Source organism: Vibrio sp. 811 (assembly GCF_033339195.1).
The window spans coordinates 26,261-45,819 of record NZ_JAWOUB010000013.1; the positions used below are offsets into that span (position 1 = coordinate 26,261).

General features: G+C 43.1%; 17 protein-coding genes. 9 read left to right on the top strand and 8 right to left on the bottom strand.

Annotated elements, in window-relative coordinates; translation table 11 throughout:
* Together R7Q46_RS17495 and R7Q46_RS17500 are read right to left on the bottom strand one after the other, a co-directional pair.
* Positions 1 to 1,416 carry a TolC family protein gene (locus R7Q46_RS17495; protein WP_005387166.1) on the bottom strand — a complete coding sequence of 472 codons (1,416 nt, stop codon included), beginning with the start codon at positions 1,414 to 1,416 and terminating at the stop codon, positions 1 to 3.
* 130 nt (positions 1,417 to 1,546) lie between these two features.
* Complete coding sequence (locus R7Q46_RS17500; protein ID WP_005377125.1) at positions 1,547 to 1,774, bottom strand: hypothetical protein; 228 nt, start codon at positions 1,772 to 1,774, stop codon at positions 1,547 to 1,549.
* A gap of 476 nt (positions 1,775 to 2,250) precedes the next feature.
* Here R7Q46_RS17500 and R7Q46_RS17505 point away from each other — a divergent pair, with 476 nt between their 5' ends.
* Positions 2,251 to 3,870, top strand: coding sequence for a sensor histidine kinase (locus R7Q46_RS17505; protein WP_213868239.1), 1,620 nt, complete (start codon positions 2,251 to 2,253; stop codon positions 3,868 to 3,870).
* Positions 3,867 to 4,553: a response regulator gene (locus tag R7Q46_RS17510; protein ID WP_005377133.1), complete on the top strand. Its 687-nt coding sequence runs from the start codon at positions 3,867 to 3,869 to the stop codon at positions 4,551 to 4,553. Before R7Q46_RS17505 ends, R7Q46_RS17510 begins: the two co-directional genes overlap by 4 nt.
* 91 nt (positions 4,554 to 4,644) lie before the next feature.
* On the opposite strand, the gene R7Q46_RS17515 is transcribed toward R7Q46_RS17510, so the two are convergent.
* Both R7Q46_RS17515 and R7Q46_RS17520 read right to left on the bottom strand, forming a co-directional pair.
* Positions 4,645 to 6,780 carry a TonB-dependent siderophore receptor gene (locus R7Q46_RS17515; protein ID WP_005377151.1) on the bottom strand — a complete coding sequence of 712 codons (2,136 nt, stop codon included), beginning with the start codon at positions 6,778 to 6,780 and terminating at the stop codon, positions 4,645 to 4,647.
* 99 nt (positions 6,781 to 6,879) lie between these two features.
* Positions 6,880 to 7,845 carry a helix-turn-helix domain-containing protein gene (locus R7Q46_RS17520; RefSeq protein ID WP_170893418.1) on the bottom strand — a complete coding sequence of 322 codons (966 nt, stop codon included), beginning with the start codon at positions 7,843 to 7,845 and terminating at the stop codon, positions 6,880 to 6,882.
* A 537-nt stretch (positions 7,846 to 8,382) separates the two neighbouring features.
* Between R7Q46_RS17520 and zwf the strand changes: the two genes are divergently transcribed.
* The 4 genes from zwf to R7Q46_RS17540 all read left to right on the top strand — a co-directional run bounded on the left by zwf (position 8,383) and on the right by R7Q46_RS17540 (position 12,839).
* The gene (gene zwf / locus R7Q46_RS17525; RefSeq protein ID WP_017634563.1) at positions 8,383 to 9,885 is read left to right on the top strand and encodes a glucose-6-phosphate dehydrogenase; all 1,503 of its coding nucleotides are present in this window, start codon (positions 8,383 to 8,385) and stop codon (positions 9,883 to 9,885) included.
* The gene (pgl, locus tag R7Q46_RS17530; RefSeq protein WP_005387158.1) at positions 9,882 to 10,598 is read left to right on the top strand and encodes a 6-phosphogluconolactonase; all 717 of its coding nucleotides are present in this window, start codon (positions 9,882 to 9,884) and stop codon (positions 10,596 to 10,598) included. The genes zwf and pgl overlap by 4 nt, the downstream gene beginning before the upstream one ends.
* 38 nt (positions 10,599 to 10,636) lie before the next feature.
* Positions 10,637 to 12,085: a decarboxylating NADP(+)-dependent phosphogluconate dehydrogenase gene (gene gnd / locus R7Q46_RS17535; RefSeq protein WP_005377160.1), complete on the top strand. Its 1,449-nt coding sequence runs from the start codon at positions 10,637 to 10,639 to the stop codon at positions 12,083 to 12,085.
* Positions 12,086 to 12,311: 226 nt separating this feature from the next.
* A complete protein-coding gene (locus tag R7Q46_RS17540; protein WP_318077660.1) occupies positions 12,312 to 12,839 on the top strand; it encodes a hypothetical protein in 528 nt (175 codons plus the stop codon).
* Between the two features lie 10 nt (positions 12,840 to 12,849).
* Here the strand turns inward: R7Q46_RS17540 and R7Q46_RS17545 are convergent, their stop codons facing one another.
* Positions 12,850 to 13,053, bottom strand: coding sequence for a hypothetical protein (locus tag R7Q46_RS17545; protein ID WP_005377162.1), 204 nt, complete (start codon positions 13,051 to 13,053; stop codon positions 12,850 to 12,852).
* 578 nt (positions 13,054 to 13,631) lie between these two features.
* Here R7Q46_RS17545 and R7Q46_RS17550 point away from each other — a divergent pair.
* On the top strand, positions 13,632 to 13,769 hold the full coding sequence (locus R7Q46_RS17550; protein WP_005377165.1) for a hypothetical protein: 138 nt from the start codon (positions 13,632 to 13,634) through the stop codon (positions 13,767 to 13,769).
* Between the two features lie 61 nt (positions 13,770 to 13,830).
* Here R7Q46_RS17550 and R7Q46_RS17555 read toward each other — a convergent pair whose 3' ends face one another.
* Positions 13,831 to 15,597, bottom strand: coding sequence for a sigma-54-dependent Fis family transcriptional regulator (locus R7Q46_RS17555; protein WP_213868242.1), 1,767 nt, complete (start codon positions 15,595 to 15,597; stop codon positions 13,831 to 13,833).
* Between the two features lie 239 nt (positions 15,598 to 15,836).
* On the opposite strand from R7Q46_RS17555, the gene R7Q46_RS17560 reads away from it, so the two are divergent.
* Positions 15,837 to 17,357, top strand: a complete 1,521-nt coding sequence (locus R7Q46_RS17560; RefSeq protein ID WP_213871882.1) for an aldehyde dehydrogenase family protein — start codon at positions 15,837 to 15,839, stop codon at positions 17,355 to 17,357.
* A 126-nt stretch (positions 17,358 to 17,483) separates the two neighbouring features.
* On the opposite strand, the gene exsE2 is transcribed toward R7Q46_RS17560, so the two are convergent.
* Together exsE2 and exsC are read right to left on the bottom strand one after the other, a co-directional pair.
* On the bottom strand, positions 17,484 to 17,789 hold the full coding sequence (gene exsE2 / locus R7Q46_RS17565) for a T3SS regulon translocated regulator ExsE2 (protein ID WP_005377171.1): 306 nt from the start codon (positions 17,787 to 17,789) through the stop codon (positions 17,484 to 17,486).
* 8 nt (positions 17,790 to 17,797) lie between these two features.
* On the bottom strand, positions 17,798 to 18,244 hold the full coding sequence (exsC, locus tag R7Q46_RS17570) for a type III secretion system regulatory chaperone ExsC (RefSeq protein WP_005377174.1): 447 nt from the start codon (positions 18,242 to 18,244) through the stop codon (positions 17,798 to 17,800).
* Between the two features lie 388 nt (positions 18,245 to 18,632).
* Between exsC and R7Q46_RS17575 the strand changes: the two genes are divergently transcribed.
* On the top strand, positions 18,633 to 19,046 hold the full coding sequence (locus R7Q46_RS17575) for a YscW family type III secretion system pilotin (protein WP_262647561.1): 414 nt from the start codon (positions 18,633 to 18,635) through the stop codon (positions 19,044 to 19,046).
* Positions 19,047 to 19,559: the final 513 nt, after the last annotated feature.

The following is a 19,559-nucleotide window of genomic DNA, read 5'->3' on the forward strand; positions in this document are numbered from 1 at the left end:
TTATTTCACCTCTTTGGATGTTGAAGCAGGGATATAAGCGGTATTTTGATATTGTTCGAAGCTGTTCATTTCACTGCTCAATGCGAGTAGCTTGGTTAAAGATATTAAATAGCGGAAACGCGCCGCTGAACGTTGTGTTTCTATACTCGCGACATAAAGTTGTGCATCCACAACATCCAGAGAAGACGACAGACCCTGAGTAAATGCTTTTTCACGCAAGCGCAGGTTTTCGTTAGCGAGTTCAATGCTAGATGCGAGCCCTTGTACTTCATCAATGGCTTGCTGAGCCTCCAAGTATGTCTTTTGGACTAACAGCGATAAGTCTTGTTTGGCTTGGGACTTTAATGAGTCGACCTGCGAGACGACGCTTTGAGCGGCTTTGACTTTTTCGCTTCGCCCTGATGATTCAATCAGTGGAATGCTGACACCAACACCAACTAACCAGTCAGGCTTCATTTGGCTTGCGAGAGAATCGTCTTCATACAAGCTGTAGTCGCCGTAAAGATAAACTTCAGGGTAGTATTTCCCTTTTTCTGCTTTGATTAAGCTAGAGGCTTGTTTGTGTTTAGCGCTCAGAAGCTCCAACCCCGGATAGGTAAGCAACGTTTGATCGACAAAAGCAGTAAGAGGGGGAAGACTGTCGTTGATAAACAAAGATTCAGCGGGCTCTACGGCATCATCTTGCGCGAGTAATTTACCTAATGCAGCCTGAGCGATACTCAAATCACTGGCTGCTTTACGTGTTTCTACGGATGCTTTATCTAAAGAAGCCTCGGCTTGCAGGCGCTCAACGTGCGCGATTTGTCCTTGCTCTTCAAGCTTAATGGCAAAATCTCGATGCTTTTTTAGCCCTGCTTCAACCGCTTGCCGCGTTGCGAGTACTTCCTTTGCCAGTACGACAGAAAAGTAGTACTTCGATAAATCTTCAAAACGCGCTTGTTGTTCCATTAGAAGCTGGCTTTTCGCCTCATCCGTTTTGCCTTCTGCAGCTGATTGAGCCGCAGAAATTCGACCACCAGTAAAAATCGGCCAAATCGCACGAATAGACGAAGAGAAAATATCGCGCTCGGTTATGGTCGAAGTGGTATTAGCTAAGGCACCAAAAATAGGCTGAAAAGCAGGAGGTACGTTAATGTGTGCTCCTGTGCTGTCTAGGATCTGTTTTCCCGACAGCGTGATATCGGTATCTAAACGCGTGTAATTCGCGCCAATAGTAACCTGAGGTAAGTTGAGATTGCTGGTGGCACTCTCTTGGTATTGGTAGTTCTCGACGTTTGAGCGTTGAGCTTTGAGAGAATAGTTGTTTTCTAGCAATAGCTGCCATGCGGTATCAAAAGTGATCGGTGCCGCATGACAGGCAAGGGAAATCGAGCTGCTAAGTAAGCCCAGTATCCAAAACTTTCCTGTTTTTTTCATAATGGCTGCTTTGTCGTAGAGTATTAGCTCTAATATAAAGGATTCGTAACTGCGTGTTAAGTAGGAGGGAAAATTGGGCAGTAGTATGCGCCCAGTTATATTTGTGCTGGGCGCGGGAGATGTTACAAATTTATTTCGTATATGGACAGTGAAACTCCGCTCTCCACTCGAGCTGACGAGAACCTCGCATCGTATTCAATAGATCTTTTCCACTCATTTGAGGGAACGATAACAGGACTTTGAGATCAGAAGTACCGCCTCCGTTTTTTTCATAAGCCCTGACGTGTGTAAATGTTGAATACATATTCTCTGACAGCATCGCCTTATTCAGGCATATTCCAAAGGTATCGCGTTCCATGTTTGGTGTTCCTTCTAACTATAAATGCACCTCTGTTTATAGTTTTCCAGTTTTCAGATGGTGTCTAAGTGTTTGTCATATAGTCAGTATTTGTGTTTTGTTTTATTTTTGTCCAAACCACTGACATCAATGTTGAGCTTTTAATAGACTTCCAGCTTCACTGCTTTCAAACCGAAACTCTCATTGGTTTCGTTGATTAAAAATTATACGTTGTAAAGTCTAAAAACGCCTCAAAAACCGCTAAAATCGATGTGATCGCGATCATGATTTTAAGGGCAATTTATGTATGGAATTGAGTATCAGAGAGGAATGCTAAATTTGGTGAATGGTTGTAATTTTATGTTTCAGCTCGTCGATTAATTAACCGTAAACTCTGCGGTTTGTTTGCCTTCCTCACAGATTTATCACCGCGACAACGTCATGCTGTTAACTGAGTGTTAACGTTACGCTCAAGAGTGAATCACAAGGATGTATCAATGAGTTGGAAAACCATCAGCTTTCGTAAGCGGATGCTCATTATCATGACGCTATCGGGGTTGATAGAGCTGTTATTGCTTGTCGCCGCGGGGTTCACTTATCTCAAAATCAATCAAGAGCAAGAAATGGGAGAAAAAGCACTGGGTGTTGCCCGTTTTTTAGCGGACTCAGCGGTTGTTCGTGAAATGATCGAAACCCAAAACCCCCAGCCATACCAACTTCGCTTTCGAGAATTAACCGAAGCCATAGGTGCTGCATTCATCGTTATTGGCGACCATAAGGGAGTACGCTTAATCCACCCTGTTGATGAGCGGTTGGGCAAGCCAATGAGAGGTGGCGACAATCGTCGAGCGCTAGAACAGGGGTTGTCTTATGTTTCGACGGCACAGGGCTCGTTAGGTTATTCAGTTCGTGGTAAAGCTGCGATTTTTGACGAGCAAGAGAACATCATTGGTGTGGTTTCGGTTGGCTATTTGCTCGACCGACTGCAAGACCGCATCGAACCATTTTTGGCCTTTTTGATTTTAATGGTCATCGTAGTTGTCGTCGCTAATGCCATTGTATCCAATTATGCGTCGAGAAAGTTTCAGCGCGCCATTTTAGGCTTTGAGCCTGAAGAGATAGGGCGGTTGTACGGCGAATTAGAAGTGACGATGAGCACCATCAAAGAGGGCGTGTTAAGCATTGATGCCCAAGGGATACTTCGCTCGATAAATCGTAGTGCCTGCCAGATTCTCGGTATTGATAGAGAATCAGCGCTCAATAAACCTTTGACTGACACGCTGCGTGATAGCGATCTATATACAGTGTTAGAAAGCGGGCAGGAAGATCATGATATTGAGATATTCCTTAATCATAAGCGCCTGATTGCAAATCGCTCTCCAATTTATGTTGATGGAAAAATCGTGGGGGCGGTATCGAGTTTCCGTTTAAGGGATGAAATCAATGATCTAACCGAGCAGCTATCACAAACCAAGGAATATGCAGATTTGTTACGTTCGCAGACCCATGAGCATCGCAATAAGCTCAACACCATTAGTGGGCTAGTACAAATGGGTGAACTTGATGCGGTGCAAAAGTTAATTGGACAAGAAACCGCACACTATCAGGCAATGATTGAGTTTTTAAGAGATACCGTTAAAGACCCGCTAATTGCAGGTATGTTGCTTGGAAAAACTGAACGTGCTCGCGAGTTAGGCTTACAACTGGTGGTTGAGGAAGGCAGTCGTCTGGAGCCCCTGCCTGAGTGGCTAAATTCGGAAGACCTAGTCACAATTTTGGGTAATTTGATTGATAACGCTTTCGATGCCACGTTAACTTCAATTCGCGATGAATCAAATGTTGCGTCAGAACGCAGAAACATTGATGTGTCCGTTAGCGATTACGGAAATGAAGTGATACTTGAGGTGATAGATCATGGCTGTGGCCTCCCAAAAACAATGGATCCACAAACATTATTTACAAAAGGCGTTTCGACGAAATCTCGCCAAAATCGAGGTGTTGGGTTACACCTTGTCAATCAGCTTGCTACTCGATATCACGGCCATGTTGAGATGATACCCAATACAAATTATGGGACAAGAATAACGGTGTACTTACCCAAGGAAGAACAATTATGAGTATGGCGACTCGCGTAATGATCATTGAAGATGATCTGGCTATTGCTGAGCTGCACCACAAATACTTAAGCCAACTGACAGGTTTGGAAGTGGTTGGAATTGCGACCACGAGAATGGAAGCAGAAATGCAACTCGACATTCTTAAGCCAGATTTACTATTGATGGATGTCTATCTTCCCGATGGCACAGGGCTTGAGATACTAAATACACTGCGTGCAAGTAACCAAACGTGTGATGTCATTTTGATTACAGCCGCAAGGGATGTCGATACATTACAACAGGCGATGAGGGGTGGCGTTGTCGATTACCTGTTAAAACCCGTGATGTTTCCACGCTTAGATGCCGCACTGAAAAAGTATGTGTCCCAACGCCAACAACTAGACATCGTGGAGAGTTTGGATCAGAACCTCGTTGATAAAATGCTGCAGTCTCATGCCAATCAAGACAACTTGCCGAACCGATTACCAAAAGGGATTGATGGTGTAACCCTAGACAAGATCAGAGAGTTGTTCCCAAATGGCAGTGCGCTGACCGCTGATGAGGCAGGCGAAAAGATCGGCGCGAGCCGAACAACGGCGAGGCGCTATTTGGAGTATCTGATCAGCACTGGTGAACTAGAGGCTGATTTAAACTATGGGTCGGTAGGTAGGCCGGAAAGGTGCTATAAAAAAGTGACACGGTAGCGTTTATATTGATGCTCTATGCAAAATAAAAAGCGATGGCTTATTGTAGAAACCATCGCTTTACAAATTACGGCTGTTCCGCTCTAAGAGGTTAGAAGTTGTATTCTAACTTCGCTTCGATAGAGCGCTCAGCGCCAAACCAACAGTTATTTTTGTCGTAACAAGAATAGTATTCTTTATCGAATAGATTGCTTGCAGAAAGCGTGACGCTAGCCCCTTTCATTGATTCAGATACCGTTGAGAAATCGTAACTTGCTGCCAAATCAAACAAGGTGTAGTCCGGTACTTTTTGACTATTCTGTGCATCAATTTGTGCTTCTCCGACATAGCGAACGCCAGCACTGGTACGAAGGCCTGAAAGATTTCCTTCAAAGAAGTAATTTGCCCATAGAGAGGCCGTTTGCTCAGGTACCCAAACCGGCGTTTTACCTTCTTGGTTGTAATAACTGTCCTCGGTAATCTCCATATCGGTATATGTATAGCCTAGAGTGAAATCAGCTTGTGCTGTGGCTTGCCATTTTGCCTCAAGTTCAATACCTTGTGATACCACTTCGCCCGCTTGATAGTTCGGTGCATAAGGATTATTCGGATCGGTCAAGATCGCGTTTTTCTTCGTAATATGGAAGAGTGCTAAGTTACCTGAGATATCACCAGATAATGGGGCGTATTTAAAGCCTAACTCCCATTGATGACCGGTTGATGGCTCAAATGCTTTACCAGAAGAGTCGGCACCCGCAATTGGCTCAAAACTTTCCGAGTAAGTAAGATATGGCGAGAGACCAAAGTCTAGCTCATACAAACCACCGACTCGGAAAGATACGTTGGTATCGTCTAACTCTTCCTTGCTGTTGGATACTGCTCCTAGATAATCGCTAACGGCGTCTGTATTTGAATCGTATTTATCCCAACGAAGACCTGCAATCATTACAAGTTGGTCGTAACGAACTTGATCTTGGAAATAAACGCCAATCTGCTTCGTTTTGATATCTAAGTTTTGTTTGTATTGGAAATTCAGTGCATTACGATCAATGCTGTTGTGGTCAGGATTAAAAATGTCCTGAGTTAGCGAATACCCAAGCGTGTCTTTGTATTTTACATCTGAATCTAGATACTGATAATCAAGCCCGAACAATAAGTTATGTTCAAAATTTCCTGTTTTAACGTAGCCAGATAGTTGGTTGTCAATCACAAAGGATTTGGACTTTTCATCGGTTAAATAGGCATTTCGACCAACGGTACGGTTATCCGCTTCAAGTGCACCGTTATATGTGTTTTCCTGATAGGCATCGGCGGTCATGTAGCGGGCATTCTGTAGAAATTGCCAATTGTTGTTAAAGTCGTGTTGGACTTTGTAACCCATCATCAGAACTTCGCGTTCGTAAGTGTTCCAGTCCTCATCCCCCAAATAAGTGCTTGGTGACATCGAGCCAAGTGGGTTTTTAATCACTGAGCCAGATGCAGGCACAGTCGTGTAGATACCTGCTGATGGATCATTTTGATAGTAAACATTCACGTTCACTAATGTGCTTTCTGTCGCTTGCCAATTGAAAGATGGGGCGAGTACATAACGTTCGTCTTCAGACGTATCGGCTTGACCATCTCGCTGTTTTGCCAGGCCGACGATACGGTAATCAACATTAGAATCACCAATTTGTCCTGTGGTGTCGAACGTCAGTTCTTTTAGGCTGTTAGTCCCAGTACTAATCGAGACAGAGTGTGAGGGTGTTGACTGAGGCGCCTTGGCGATAATATTGACCATACCTCCTGGTGGAATATTGCCGTAAAGAACAGACGTTGGCCCTTTAAAAACCTCGATTTGCTCAAGAGCAACGGAATCGACCTGCGGTTGAAGGTTCCAACCGTTGTACAGCAAAGGAAGACCATCATAAAAGTTGGTGTAGTTAATAAAACCACGAATATTGAATAGGTCAAGTCGGGAAACGGCACCGCCACGCAATTCTGTATTTACGCCAGGCGCGTAACGCAATGCTTCGCTCACCGAGTTTACGCCGCGCAGGTCCATGTCATCTTTAGTGATTACCGTGATCGCTTGCGGTGTTTCCTCCGGTTCTAAAACGGTTTTAGTTGCGGTGTTTCGGTATGTTTCTCCTAGCACCGTAATCGTTTCGTGTTGGGATACGCTCTCAGTCGCATTGGCGTGGCCAGCGAGCAATGCGGATACGACGATAGCAACCGCTGAACGATGAAATCGAATCGGACTTTCCATATTTATAAATTCCACTACTTTTTCTATTTATTGATAATGATTGTTATTTGTATTCTATATTCAAAGAAATAGGAAAAGTTAACAATTTGGTGCAAAACACTAATCTTTGGAACTTATTCTTCTGTTCTTAGGTTTTAAAGATAGCGCGTCGTTTGGCTCGACAGGAATCCAATACTGCATTTGTGCTTGTTCGCTATCAACATCATAACCTTCTGGATAAAGCTCTAACTCATAACCATCGATAGCATGATAATTAGAGTAGGGTAGCCAATGTAAAATAAACCATTCCAGCGTTGAGGCGAGCTCTGATGCTTTGCCTATGTGTGTAATGACGGCGTAGGTTTGCTCTGGAACAGCCAAGAGGTCTAACCCCGAGTTGGAAGAGTTCGTTGATCTTGGTGCGTTTGCTGTTGGACTGCACTCATAACCTGCCCAATACTCAAGTTGTTGGTTGTTTGAATACGCTTGAGTCACATCAATCACGCCAAAGTAACTACTTTCCGAATTGTTAAGGTTTTCAGATGAATAAAGACGTGACCAAAGTGACGGTACTTTGGATTGGAAATTGGGCGTAGCGGAAAACAATCCGTGAATAGGTTCATGATGACCAGCAAGTTCAAAAGCCGGTTTTGTTTCTATTCGAACTTCAATAAAGCGCTGATGTTTTTTCTCTTCTTTTGGTGTCTTACGCAGCGTCAAAGGTTGTCTCAACCCGGATAGTTGTTGCGTTTTTCGATATTCACGGGGGCTTTTTGAAAACATATTCCTGAACGCTCGGCTAAATGCGTGTTCAGATGTAAATCCCATTTCTATCGCTATATCTAACGAGCGGTCAGAAGTATGGATTAAGCGCTCAGCCGCAAGGCTAAGTTTAAGCTCTCTGATGTAGTGAGCGACGGATACGCCAGTGTGTTGTTGAAATACGCGTTGCAGTTGCCAGCGCGACCAACAACTTGCTTTCGATATTTCATCTACGCTCAGAGTGCTGTCTAAGTTGGTGTGAATGTAGTCAAGCACCGATTGTATTCGGTTTATGGGGTGTGGGTTAATGGCGCTTGATTTCATGGCGTTCTACTTTCACATTAATAGTGATTTCATTATCTTTAATTGAGTATCATTATCAATAGGGTGATGAAATAAAAAGTAAGTAACACAGATCACGATAAAACTGTAATGGATTGCAAGGATGAGTAATTATTGTCCATATTAGAGTTTTTGCTTAAATTTTGGAGCGTTCAGATGAAACTTTTTTTATCAATAAAATACAATCGCTTATGACGTTTTGTGCAACTTATTTAAACGTTTGCACTGGCAAGTGTTGATGTAAATCAAATAGTCGTAGACAATATTGCCCCGTGTCGGACTCTCCTCCAGCGAGTACAGTGTGTACTTTTGAGACATAAGTGACTTAAATGACCTCAATACGTCGTGTTTCCAAGAATCGGAAATGCAACTTCTTGAGGTTCTTTGGGCCCATAGACTTTACCTATCAACGTAATAGGTAAGACCAATTTTCTATTTTGAGGTGCCATTGATAGGGTTGGCTCATTCTCTAGCCGTATCCGGGCACACAATAAGTACCTCGTTTTTAAGGGAAAGATGATGGTAATACCAGAAAACAGCAGCATCGTTATTTTTGGTGCTTCAGGTGACCTTACGTACCGTAAGCTCATTCCTGCTTTATACCACCTCTACGCGAACAAGCAGCTTCCAGAGAATTTTGCCATTCTGGGTGTAAGTCGCACTGAATACAGTGATGAGTCTTACCGCGCGAAGCTGAAAAAATCGCTTCAGGAAATGGAAAAGACTGAGCCAGAAACGCTTGATGCATTTATTAACCATCTGCACTACCAAGCAATTAATACTTCTGACACACAAGATTACGGTAAGCTATCTTCTCGCTTAGACCAACTTGCGGACGAATATCAATTCGAGCAACGCAATACGCTTTTTTACTTAGCAACCCCACCAAGTTTATACAGTGTGATCCCTGCAAGTCTTGCAGCACATGGTCTTAACAGTGAAGAAGATGGCTGGAAACGCCTGATCATTGAGAAACCATTCGGTTATGACCTTGAATCGGCGCGTATTCTGGACAAAGAAATTCACGAGCACTTCCAAGAGCATCAAATCTACCGAATTGACCATTACTTAGGTAAAGAAACGGTACAAAACCTACTTGTGCTTCGTTTCTCTAATGCGATGTTTGAGCCGCTTTGGAACCGTAACTTCATTGATTACGTTGAAATCACAGGCGCAGAATTCCTTGGCGTAGAGGAGCGTGGTGGTTACTACGACAACTCTGGCGCTGTGCGCGACATGTTCCAAAACCACTTGCTACAAGTATTAGCAATGGTAGGTATGGAACCACCAGCGCAAATCAATGCAGACTCGATGCGTGATGAAGTGGTAAAAGTGCTTCAATGCCTAAAGCCATTAGACGAAAACGCTCTGCGCAATGACCTAGTATTAGGCCAATACACGGCGTCTGAAGTCCGTGGGCAAAGCCTACGCGGCTACCGTGAAGAGCCGGGAGTTGCAGACGATTCTCGTACAGAGACTTACATCGGTTTGAAAGCGTACATCAACAACTGGCGTTGGAATGGCGTGCCATTTTACGTGCGTACTGGTAAGCGTCTTCCAACACGCGTTACTGAGGTGGTTATCCACTTTAAACAAACACCGCATCCTGTGTTTGGTCAAAACGCACCAGAAAACAAGCTGATCATTCGTATTCAACCAGACGAAGGCATTCAAATGAGCTTTGGCTTGAAAGAGCCAGGCGCAGGCTTTGAAGCGAAGGAAGTGAAAATGAACTTCCATTACGCTGACCTGCAAGAAACGCAAATGCTAACGGCATACGAGCGTCTTCTACTTGATGCTTTGAATGGTGATGCTACGCTATTTGCACGTAGTGATGCGGTGGAAGCGTGCTGGCAATACGTACAGCCAATCTTAGATTTTAAGCAAGATCCACAATCCCTCTTCGGGTACGCATGCGGCACTTGGGGACCTAAAGAGTCAGATGACTTGTTACAGCGTGATGGCCGCGCTTGGCGTTTCCCATGTAAAAACTTAACAGATACGGATTACTGTGAACTATGATCAACCATAAGATCTACCAAACAGCAGAACAGGTAGTTGAAAGCCTAGCTAACGATATGAAAGCGTTTAGCGAAATGGGCAGACCTGTTCACATCTCTCTTTCTGGCGGCAGCACTCCTAAAATGCTGTTTAAACTACTGGCTTCAGAGGCTTACGCAACCTCCATTCAATGGGAAAACCTCCACTTTTGGTGGGGTGACGAACGTTGTGTTGCCCCTGACGATGCAGAAAGCAACTACGGTGAAGCGAACACGTTGTTGTTTAGCCAAGTAAATATTCCTGCAGAAAACATTCACCGCATCCGTGGCGAAGATGAGCCTAAAGCAGAAGCCGAGCGCTTTGCAAAAGAGATGGCAGAGGTAATCCCGAATGAAAACGGCACACCTGTGTTTGACTGGATCTTATTAGGCGTTGGTGCAGATGGTCATACAGCTTCTCTGTTCCCTGGCCAAACGAATTATGATGATGCGAACCTATCTCTTGTGGCGTCGCATCCTGAATCGGGCCAACTTCGTGTGTCGAAAACCGCACGCGTATTAGAAGCAGCGAAACGCATTAGTTACTTAGTGCTTGGTGCAGGAAAAGCGGACATTGTTGAAGAAATTAACAGTTCACCAGCACACGCACTGCCATACCCAGCGGCTAAGATTCAAGCGAAATCGGGCCTAACGGAATGGTATTTAGATTTAGACGCGGCAGCAAAAATTGCTTAAGACGCTGCTCGTCGATGAAATAAAATTGGAGAGAAACAATGAAAGGTGATATCGGTGTAATTGGCCTAGCAGTAATGGGTCAAAACCTTATCCTAAACATGAACGATCACGGCTTTAAAGTGGTTGCTCACAACCGTACTGCTGCTAAAGTAGACGAGTTCCTGGAAGGTCCAGCAAAAGGCACGAACATCATCGGTGCATACTCTCTAGAAGAACTAGTAGAGAAGCTAGAAACGCCGCGTAAAGTAATGTTGATGGTTCGCGCTGGTGACGTTGTAGACAAGTTCATCGAAGCGCTAGTACCTCTGCTAGACAAAGGCGACATCATTATTGACGGTGGTAACACTAACTACCCAGATACAAACCGTCGTGTTGCTGCACTACGTGAAAAAGGTATCCACTTCATCGGTACTGGTGTATCTGGTGGTGAAGAAGGTGCGCGCTTCGGTCCATCTATCATGCCTGGCGGTGCTGCTGAAGCATGGGAAGCGGTTAAGCCTATCTTCCAAGGTATCGCTGCGAAAACTGACGCTGGTGAGCCATGTTGTGACTGGGTTGGTAACGACGGTGCTGGTCACTTCGTTAAGATGGTACACAACGGTATCGAATACGGTGACATGCAGCTTATCACAGAAGCTTACCAGTTCATGAAAGACGGTCTTGGTATGTCTGCTGACGAGATGCAAGCAGTATTCGCTGATTGGAACAAGACTGAACTAGACAGCTACCTTGTTGAAATCACGGCTGACATCCTTGGCTACAAAGATGAAGACGGTGAGCCTCTCGTTGAGAAGATCCTAGACACAGCAGGCCAAAAAGGTACTGGTAAATGGACTGGTATTAACGCACTAGACCTAGGTATTCCACTAACACTTATCTCTGAGTCTGTATTCTCTCGTTGTCTATCTGCACTGAAAGACCAACGTGTTGAAGCTGAATCTCTATTCGGTAAGACAATCACTCCAGTTGAAGGCGACAAGCAAGAGTGGGTTGATGCACTACGTCAAGCGCTACTAGCTTCTAAGATCATCTCTTACGCTCAAGGCTTCATGCTAATGCGCGAAGCATCGAACGAGAACGGTTGGGACCTAAACTACGGTAACGTAGCCCTAATGTGGCGTGGTGGTTGTATCATCCGCTCTGCGTTCCTAGGCAACATCCGTGATGCGTACGAAGCGAATCCAGACATCGCATTCCTAGGTTCTGATGAGTACTTCAAAAACATCCTACAAGGCAGCCTAGCAGCATGGCGTAAAGTAGCAGCGAAGTCTCTAGAGTCTGGTATCCCAATGCCATGTACGATTTCTGCGCTATCTTTCCTAGACGGTTACACAACAGCTCGTCTACCAGCGAACCTGCTTCAAGCTCAACGTGACTACTTCGGTGCTCACACTTATGAGCGTATTGACCGTCCACGTGGTGAATTCTTCCACACTAACTGGACTGGTACAGGCGGCGACACAGCGTCTACAACTTACGACGTGTAATCGTTTTAAGTAAACCGACTAAATATAAAGATATAAAGGGATGCCCAAGTGGCATCCTTTTTTGTGTCTGTAAGATATTGGTAGATTTAAAAGTTACATTAAACGTTGATTCGTCACGCACTTCTCAGAAATGGGAGAGCATGCATTTGCTAGCAGTTTAATATTTCTCTTCGAAGAGTGAAGCTAAGCCGCTCTCTGCCGTCTCCTCAACTATAAGGTAATAGAAATGACACAACAGAAGCATCCATTTCACACAGCTTTCGTGTTGCTTATGTTCATATTACTGATTACTTACTCCATCTATCGCCTTTATCATCATTTCGTTTTCGAATCTCTACCGCTTCAGCTCAGTAGTGGTTTTCAAGTGGTCTACATTGATGCGTCATATGTTTTAAGTATCGCAAGCTTACTCTTGTGCCCTACATTATTGGTCTATATTTTATTTGATCGAATGACTCAGTTAGTCAAAGTGCCGATTAAAGTGATAACTATAACAATTGTCTTGTCCCTTATCGTTGCTATTCCAGGTCAAATTTTTGAATTTGGGCGATTGAAGTATATTGCAGAAAATAATGGTTACTCAGCGTGTTCACCTTTCACAATTGCATCAAGCGGAATGTTTGTAGAAGCTATGGTAAAAGAAGAAAAATACTGTATAGAACCAGAAATTAATCGTATTGGTATGTATGGTTATTTTCACGAACTCGAACGGATTGATAACTATATCAAGTCACACAGAAATGACATTCAATAGAAAAGAGCGCCTAGGCGCTCTTTTCAGTGGTCGTTTTCTTGTTTTGATAAAACCTGTCTTTTAGGTAGAGAATTGCACTGACCACAAGAGCCACTAAAGAAACAGTAAATAGGGCGTACATGCTGAGAATCCATGCGAATGTGGCCGTCAAGAATGCGATGAAGGAAAACATCCTGCTGAAAGACATCACATGGCCAAGTTTGTTACTTTTCATAAACGCCTCCCGAAGCTAAGTGGGGATAGACAATTGTGGTCATATGCCACACTTTTAATTGTCTGCTCTTTTGGGGCGTTTCACACAAAAAAGTGGCTAAAGATTTCTCAAAAAAGATGAAATATTGAACTGGTAGACAAATCGTTAAACTGAGTTGCACAGATATGACTTCGGTTGTCTATCACTTCAAAGTTTTTAACTACGCAGATTAAGGGCATGTAGCGTTATTATTATCGTATTCGAACTCTACGATACACAATTGCAAGTGAACCTACACTCGTAAGCTCATCCCTGTCGTCAGTTACAGTAAAAGCTTTTTTCTCTTTTTAACAATACCTTAGTAACTACGGGCAATTAAACCCGTTTTTCGATCGAAACTCAGATTGCACAAAAGGTGAAAAAGAGTGCTAGGTAAGCCTTTAAACTACGCCTATAATTAGCGCCCACATGGAGGATGTTTATTATATGAACATCCTTTATTTTTTGAAACTAGCAACAAGGATCCAGTAAAACATGTTTTTCTGGTTTTGTTTACGTCGACCAAGAAGGTAATTAACACAGCAAATTGAGGTTCTAAGATGACTCTTAACAAGTACTTTGTTTTCATTCCAGCAGAATTGGAACAGGAAATGCACAAGGACAATCAAGTGATCTCTGAGAAGGAAACTCAACGTCAGGCATTAGTAAAACAGGCACAACAACAAGGCGGCCTGTAAGCTAGGTTTCAAAGAGAAAGAGCACCGCAACGGTGCTCTTTTTATATCTGAGGTCGTAGAATTAACTTAATATGCCAAGGCTTTTCAATTTTCTGTAAATGGTATTTCGGCTCACACCAAGCATACGAGACGTTTTGCTAATGTTCCCCTGGTTGGCTTGATATGTTTTGAGCAACTTATCTTCGACGGTTGCACGCAGTTCTGAAGTTGGTTCAGCCGATGCTGCTCCTTCTTGAGCTTGGCTTAGTTTCTTACTTAGGTGGGCTGGGACGTGTGTGAGTTCCAATATTTCTTCACCTTGCGCCATTAAGGCGGATACTTTGATTAAACTATCGAGTTCACGCAAATTTCCTGGCCATGAGTAAGACAGCATCAGAGAAAGGAGGTGAGGGCAAAGCTGTTGTTCAGATTCGGCGTGACGCCGATGAATGTTCTCAATCAGTTGTCGTTTGTCATCACGTTCCTCAAAGCGAGGTAGCTCAATGATCAAGCCATTAAGGCGATAATACAAATCTTGGCGGAACAATCCTTCGCTGACCAAATGTTCCAGATCTTTATGCGTGGCTGCAATGATTTGCGTATCGACTTGAATACTTTGGTTTGAACCCACGGGAAGCACGGTTTTATCTTGCAATACATGGAGCAAGCGGCTTTGAGCTTCCAAGGGTAAATCCGCGATTTCATCCAGAAACAAAATCCCTTTGTGCGCTTGGCGAATTTTTCCCTGATAGCCTTTGCTGTTTGCGCCAGTAAAGGCACCGGCTGCGTAGCCAAACAATTCAGATTCAACCAGATCTTTTGGTAGCGCTCCACAGTTGACGGAAACTAACGGTCCCGTTTTTCTCTGGCTGTTTTTATGGAGTGCTTTTACAAACTCGTTTTTGCCAACACCAGTCTCTCCGAGAATCAACAAACTGATGTCTTTATCGATGACGCGATTGGCTTGCTGCCAACAGTGCTCAACAGCGGAGTCGCCATAATGAAGATCATTGGACGCCGCTACAGCCCGAGACTTGACCTTGCTATCTTTATCGGCAAGCGGTTTTGTTTTGAAAACGAAAGGGTGCTCATTTCCCCGAGTGGATAGAATGTCGTCTAAGGATTGCCCAATGATATTTTTTTGCGCAAAAAGTTGAGAGGCTACTTGATTGTGAGCCAAAACTTGTCCGTCTTCATTTGCAATGATAATTCCTTGCCAACCACTATTCAGTAAACCTTTTTCGCACGCTAAATCCACACGAATATGCCCTTGTGGAATCAAGTTAAGTAGTTGATTCTCCACTTGCTGGACCATGTTTTGTACTAGTACTTGCGTTGAGAAGTCATGTCTCTTTTGCTCGCTCGTAATATCTAATACGCCAATGAGGTTACCAAGATGATCGAAAATAGGATTAGCCGAACAGCTAATAAAACGATGGTGTTGGATAAAGTGCTGATCACCAATAACAGAAACGGGCTTTGCTTCAACCAAGGCTGTACCAATCGCGTTGGTGCCTTTGACCTTTTCTTGCCAGCATGCACCAGAGCTTAGCGAGATTTCCGTTAACTTTTCACGAAATCTAGGCTGTCCCCAACTGCCGATGATGACACCATCTGAATCCGTCAAAATTAAGCGACTGTCGCTATGAGCAAATAGCTGATTAAACAGAGGGAGCGCAAATTGAGTGACTGCCTCTAGCAAAAAATTGAGTTGGTGACGCCTATCTTGGAGCGTTGCTGGCGTTACTCGAATATCTTCAGGGCGTCGACGCTGTTTTAAACCCGCTTGTTCACTTCTGACCCATGAAGTTGAAAGCCAATTGTTATCGCTAATGTGTTGAAGTTCCATGACTGTACCATTTTGTCACAGTGAGGGTGTGCCATTTTGGAACACTTGAACATTGGTGTTCACACCATACATCCGCTCAAACATCGCTCACTTGGTTTGTTATCGCTTGATAATCATAGTTTTACATTTAATTAACAACAAGTGTGGCGTAGTTGGCGTGTGACTTGCGTAATGCTCTTTGTGAACAGTGCGATACGACACTGCAATAACACATTGAACGAGAAACAAAAGGAAGAGTTATGATCTATGCACAGCCAGGTAGTGAAAATGCCATTGTTAACTTTAAATCGCATTACGATAACTTTATCGGTGGGGAATGGGTAAAACCAACGGGTGGTGAGTACTTTGACAATATCTCACCAATCAACGGACAAGCGTATTGTAAAGTTGCTCGCTCTGACGAGGCAGATATCAACTTAGCATTGGATGCAGCACACAACATCAGAGCAAAATGGGCCAAAACCAGCGTGACAGAACGTTCGAACATCTTGCTGAAAATTGCTGACCGTATTGAGCAGCATCTAGAAGAGCTTGCAGTTGCAGAAACTTGGGAAAACGGCAAACCAGTTCGCGAAACCTTGGCGGCAGATTTACCTTTAGTAGTGGATCACTTCCGTTACTTCGCTGGCTGTATTCGCGCACAAGAAGGCAGTGCGGCAGAACTGGATGAGCACACCGCAAGCTACCACTTCCCAGAACCGATTGGTGTGGTTGGTCAAATTATTCCGTGGAACTTCCCAATGTTGATGGCGGCTTGGAAACTAGCACCGGCACTAGCGGCGGGTTGCTGTGTGGTATTGAAGCCAGCAGAGCAAACCCCAACATCCATTCTGGTTCTGATGGAAAAAATCGGTGACCTTCTTCCTCCTGGTGTCATCAACGTTGTAAACGGATATGGTTCTGAAGCGGGTCAAGCATTAGCAACCAGCAACCGCATTGCGAAACTCGCTTTTACCGGGTCTACGCAAGTTGGCAACCACATTCTGAAATGTGCAGCAGACAACTTGATCCCATCGACAGTTGAGTTAGGTGGTAAATCTCCAAACATCTACTTCTCAGATATCTTCGATTACGAAGATGAGTATCTTGATAAGTGTATCGAAGGTACGTTACTTGGTTTCTTCAACCAAGGTGAAGTTTGTACTTGTCCATCTCGCGTACTGGTTCATGAAGCGATTTATGACAAGTTTGTAGAGAAACTGACGGAACGTGCACAGCTGATTAAACAAGGTAATCCGCTCGATACCGATACTCAAGTTGGTGCTCAGGCTTCTCAAGAACAGTTTGATAAGATTTTAAGTTACCTGGAAATCGGCCGTGAAGAAGGCGCAAAAGTGGTCTTTGGTGGTGGAGTGTCAGAACAGCCAGAGTCTATCAACCAGGGGTACTACATTCAGCCAACCATGTTGGAAGGCCACAACAAGATGCGAATCTTCCAAGAAGAAATCTTTGGCCCAGTGATCGCTATCACCAAATTCAAAGATGAGGCTGAAGCGTTGGAAATCGCAAACGACACTGAATATGGCTTAGGCGCAGGTGTTTGGACACGTGATGCGAACGTTGCATATCGTATGGGCCGTAATATTGAAGCTGGCCGGATCTGGATTAACTGTTACCACGCTTACCCTGCACACGCAGCGTTCGGTGGTTACAAAAAATCGGGTATCGGGCGCGAAACGCACAAGATGATGCTGGATCACTACCAGAATACTAAGAACTTGCTGATTAGCTACAGCATCGACCCGTTAGGCTTCTTCTAGTGAAACTAAGTAATTAATAAAGAAAAAGCAGTATGAATCAAAACCCCGAATCTTCGGGGTTTTTTATTAGCGTGAGCTTGTCGGCTGAAGGTTAACTTAGATGTTTAACCTACTTATATTGTGATATCAGGAACGTTGAATTATCGCCACTTTTCGTTCCATAAGCTTTTCTACGGCGGCGTTTTGCTTGTCAATATTGAGTTGCGGATCAAAGTCCAAAACGCGATTGCAAGATTCGAGACTGGCAAATTGATTTAAACATTCACCAAGCTCTCTTTTAGAGCTTGTTCGCGTCATACTGCTTTCTGATGAGGAGAGTAGGGTGACTTTACGGCCATGAAACGTTCCTTGCGGCACTGCATCACTTTGCTGCGCTTGTTGAACGTCATGAACCGATGAATTGGTGTATGTGGATTGGATGTCATTGGACATAAAGACACCTAAACTCTCAAGTCTAAAGTTTGTGGCATCGGTGGTGCCTCATCAATGGTTACATGAGAAGACAATAACGCTTCCCACGACTCGCTGTGCGTCAGCAATTCTGCTAAAGCTGTTTCAAAATATTCGTAATCCAGTCGCCTAATGTTAATGAGTCGGTTTAAACATAGGACATGTCGGTGGTTATCCAAACTAAAAAATAACTGGTGCTCAGGCCAGTGATAATTAAAGGCCAAGAAAGAGCGATAGAGATCGGAATTTACAATTTGAAGGCCAACAATCTCAGCTTCGAGCTGCAGAGTTGTCGATTCAGGATGAAAGATGATATGCACCCTTAGATTATCATCAAAGGCTAAGCTTACTTCATTTTCCGTTAGATGCAGTGCAGGCAAGCCTATTTGATGAGCAAACTTTAGCAAAATCTCATCGATAGTTTGGCGTGCTGACATAGGAATAGTCCCTTTTGAAATTTTATCAAGGAAAATATTAGATGTATCTCTTCATGTTTATCAATATTAGTCGGTTGTTATTATATTTTGGCTTTTAAATGTGTTGAGAGAAATAGAAAGGCAAAATTAAATGTGTTCAGATGCATATCTCGATGGCAGTGAGATATATGAATATCATTTTTCTCTAATAAACTTCAATTAAGGAAGGAATGAAAGTGAGCAGAAACTGCTTTTGAAATTACAGTCCATGTTAACTACGTGTTGTTGAAAAATGCGATTTATTGTCCGCTTGTAGTATAAATATAAGTTGATCTTTTATATTTTTACATAAAGAATTGTGTGAATTTCAAATGAGCTAGATTATATAAAATAAGTTTATGGGGTCATAATGAACAATTCTATATGGGCTGGTTTTATTGGGTTATTCATACTGAGTGGGTGCAGTCAGACTGTGTCCGTTAATGGGGTGGATGGCTTTGATACACATAGTCAGGCATCAGTCTATGGTTGGGTTTCTGTCGACGGCTACTTTCCACCTTCGATTACTTCTCTTGAAGTGGAAATATGTAAAATTATTGATAATCAATGCTTTAAATCGGCATCTCAGAGCTACCAAGGTGTTCAGTTGCCTGTGCAGTATTCGTTTTTAATTGCACCAATTCAAGCTGGTGAAGGAAAAATGAAGATTATTGGAAAGCTTTATTCAAACGGTGATCTCGTTGCGGAAAAAGAAAAGAACTATTTATTTTTTGAGGGAAATAAACAAGAAAACTTGATTCTTGTTCCAAAAATAAACAGATAAAATTTTAAGTACTACATTTTTATTAGAATTTTCTAATTTATAAAAATAAAGACTATATCTTTCCTGTTGTGAAAGATTTGTTGTCTTTTATAAACATTAATTACATGACTTTGAAGTCATCGGGTCAGTTGTTTTTTAGACTCATACTTGTTGCAAAAACAGTATTTTTTATGATTATATCTCGCTCCTTGAACACGTTGGCTTGGCGTTTTAGGCTATAAAACATACATTTTTATGATTTTGGAAATTTAATTTTGTTCTCGAAACGATGCCGAAATCTATTTAATTGTATTCTAATGTATAACAAAACAACCAAACTTAAATAACGAAATGATATTTAAGTTTTGGCTAATGATAAACGCTATCTGATAAAAATAATAAAGACGGACAGCAGAAATTTACTAAGTCAAACTTTTACCTTTAGGTAAAGGTAATGCTTGGGTTATTCGCTAATTATTCGGGGGGTATGGTAAGTGATAGAACTTCTATGCTCTTTTCTTTGCTTCTTTAATT

Bases quoted from the DNA above. Each gene is read 5' to 3' on its own strand.
- R7Q46_RS17500 (WP_005377125.1), bottom strand. From the start codon at position 1,774: ATGGAACGCGATACCTTTGGAATATGCCTGAATAAGGCGATGCTGTCA.
- R7Q46_RS17540 (WP_318077660.1), top strand. From the start codon at position 12,312: ATGACACAACAGAAGCATCCATTTCACACAGCTTTCGTGTTGCTTATG.
- R7Q46_RS17510 (WP_005377133.1), top strand. From the start codon at position 3,867: ATGAGTATGGCGACTCGCGTAATGATCATTGAAGATGATCTGGCTATT.
- R7Q46_RS17495 (WP_005387166.1), bottom strand. From the start codon at position 1,416: ATGAAAAAAACAGGAAAGTTTTGGATACTGGGCTTACTTAGCAGCTCG.
- exsE2 (WP_005377171.1), bottom strand. From the start codon at position 17,789: ATGTCCAATGACATCCAATCCACATACACCAATTCATCGGTTCATGAC.
- exsC (WP_005377174.1), bottom strand. From the start codon at position 18,244: ATGTCAGCACGCCAAACTATCGATGAGATTTTGCTAAAGTTTGCTCAT.
- R7Q46_RS17560 (WP_213871882.1), top strand. From the start codon at position 15,837: ATGATCTATGCACAGCCAGGTAGTGAAAATGCCATTGTTAACTTTAAA.
- R7Q46_RS17515 (WP_005377151.1), bottom strand. From the start codon at position 6,780: ATGGAAAGTCCGATTCGATTTCATCGTTCAGCGGTTGCTATCGTCGTA.
- zwf (WP_017634563.1), top strand. From the start codon at position 8,383: ATGGTAATACCAGAAAACAGCAGCATCGTTATTTTTGGTGCTTCAGGT.
- gnd (WP_005377160.1), top strand. From the start codon at position 10,637: ATGAAAGGTGATATCGGTGTAATTGGCCTAGCAGTAATGGGTCAAAAC.
- R7Q46_RS17545 (WP_005377162.1), bottom strand. From the start codon at position 13,053: ATGAAAAGTAACAAACTTGGCCATGTGATGTCTTTCAGCAGGATGTTT.
- R7Q46_RS17505 (WP_213868239.1), top strand. From the start codon at position 2,251: ATGAGTTGGAAAACCATCAGCTTTCGTAAGCGGATGCTCATTATCATG.
- R7Q46_RS17520 (WP_170893418.1), bottom strand. From the start codon at position 7,845: ATGAAATCAAGCGCCATTAACCCACACCCCATAAACCGAATACAATCG.
- R7Q46_RS17555 (WP_213868242.1), bottom strand. From the start codon at position 15,597: ATGGAACTTCAACACATTAGCGATAACAATTGGCTTTCAACTTCATGG.
- R7Q46_RS17550 (WP_005377165.1), top strand. From the start codon at position 13,632: ATGACTCTTAACAAGTACTTTGTTTTCATTCCAGCAGAATTGGAACAG.
- R7Q46_RS17575 (WP_262647561.1), top strand. From the start codon at position 18,633: ATGAACAATTCTATATGGGCTGGTTTTATTGGGTTATTCATACTGAGT.
- pgl (WP_005387158.1), top strand. From the start codon at position 9,882: ATGATCAACCATAAGATCTACCAAACAGCAGAACAGGTAGTTGAAAGC.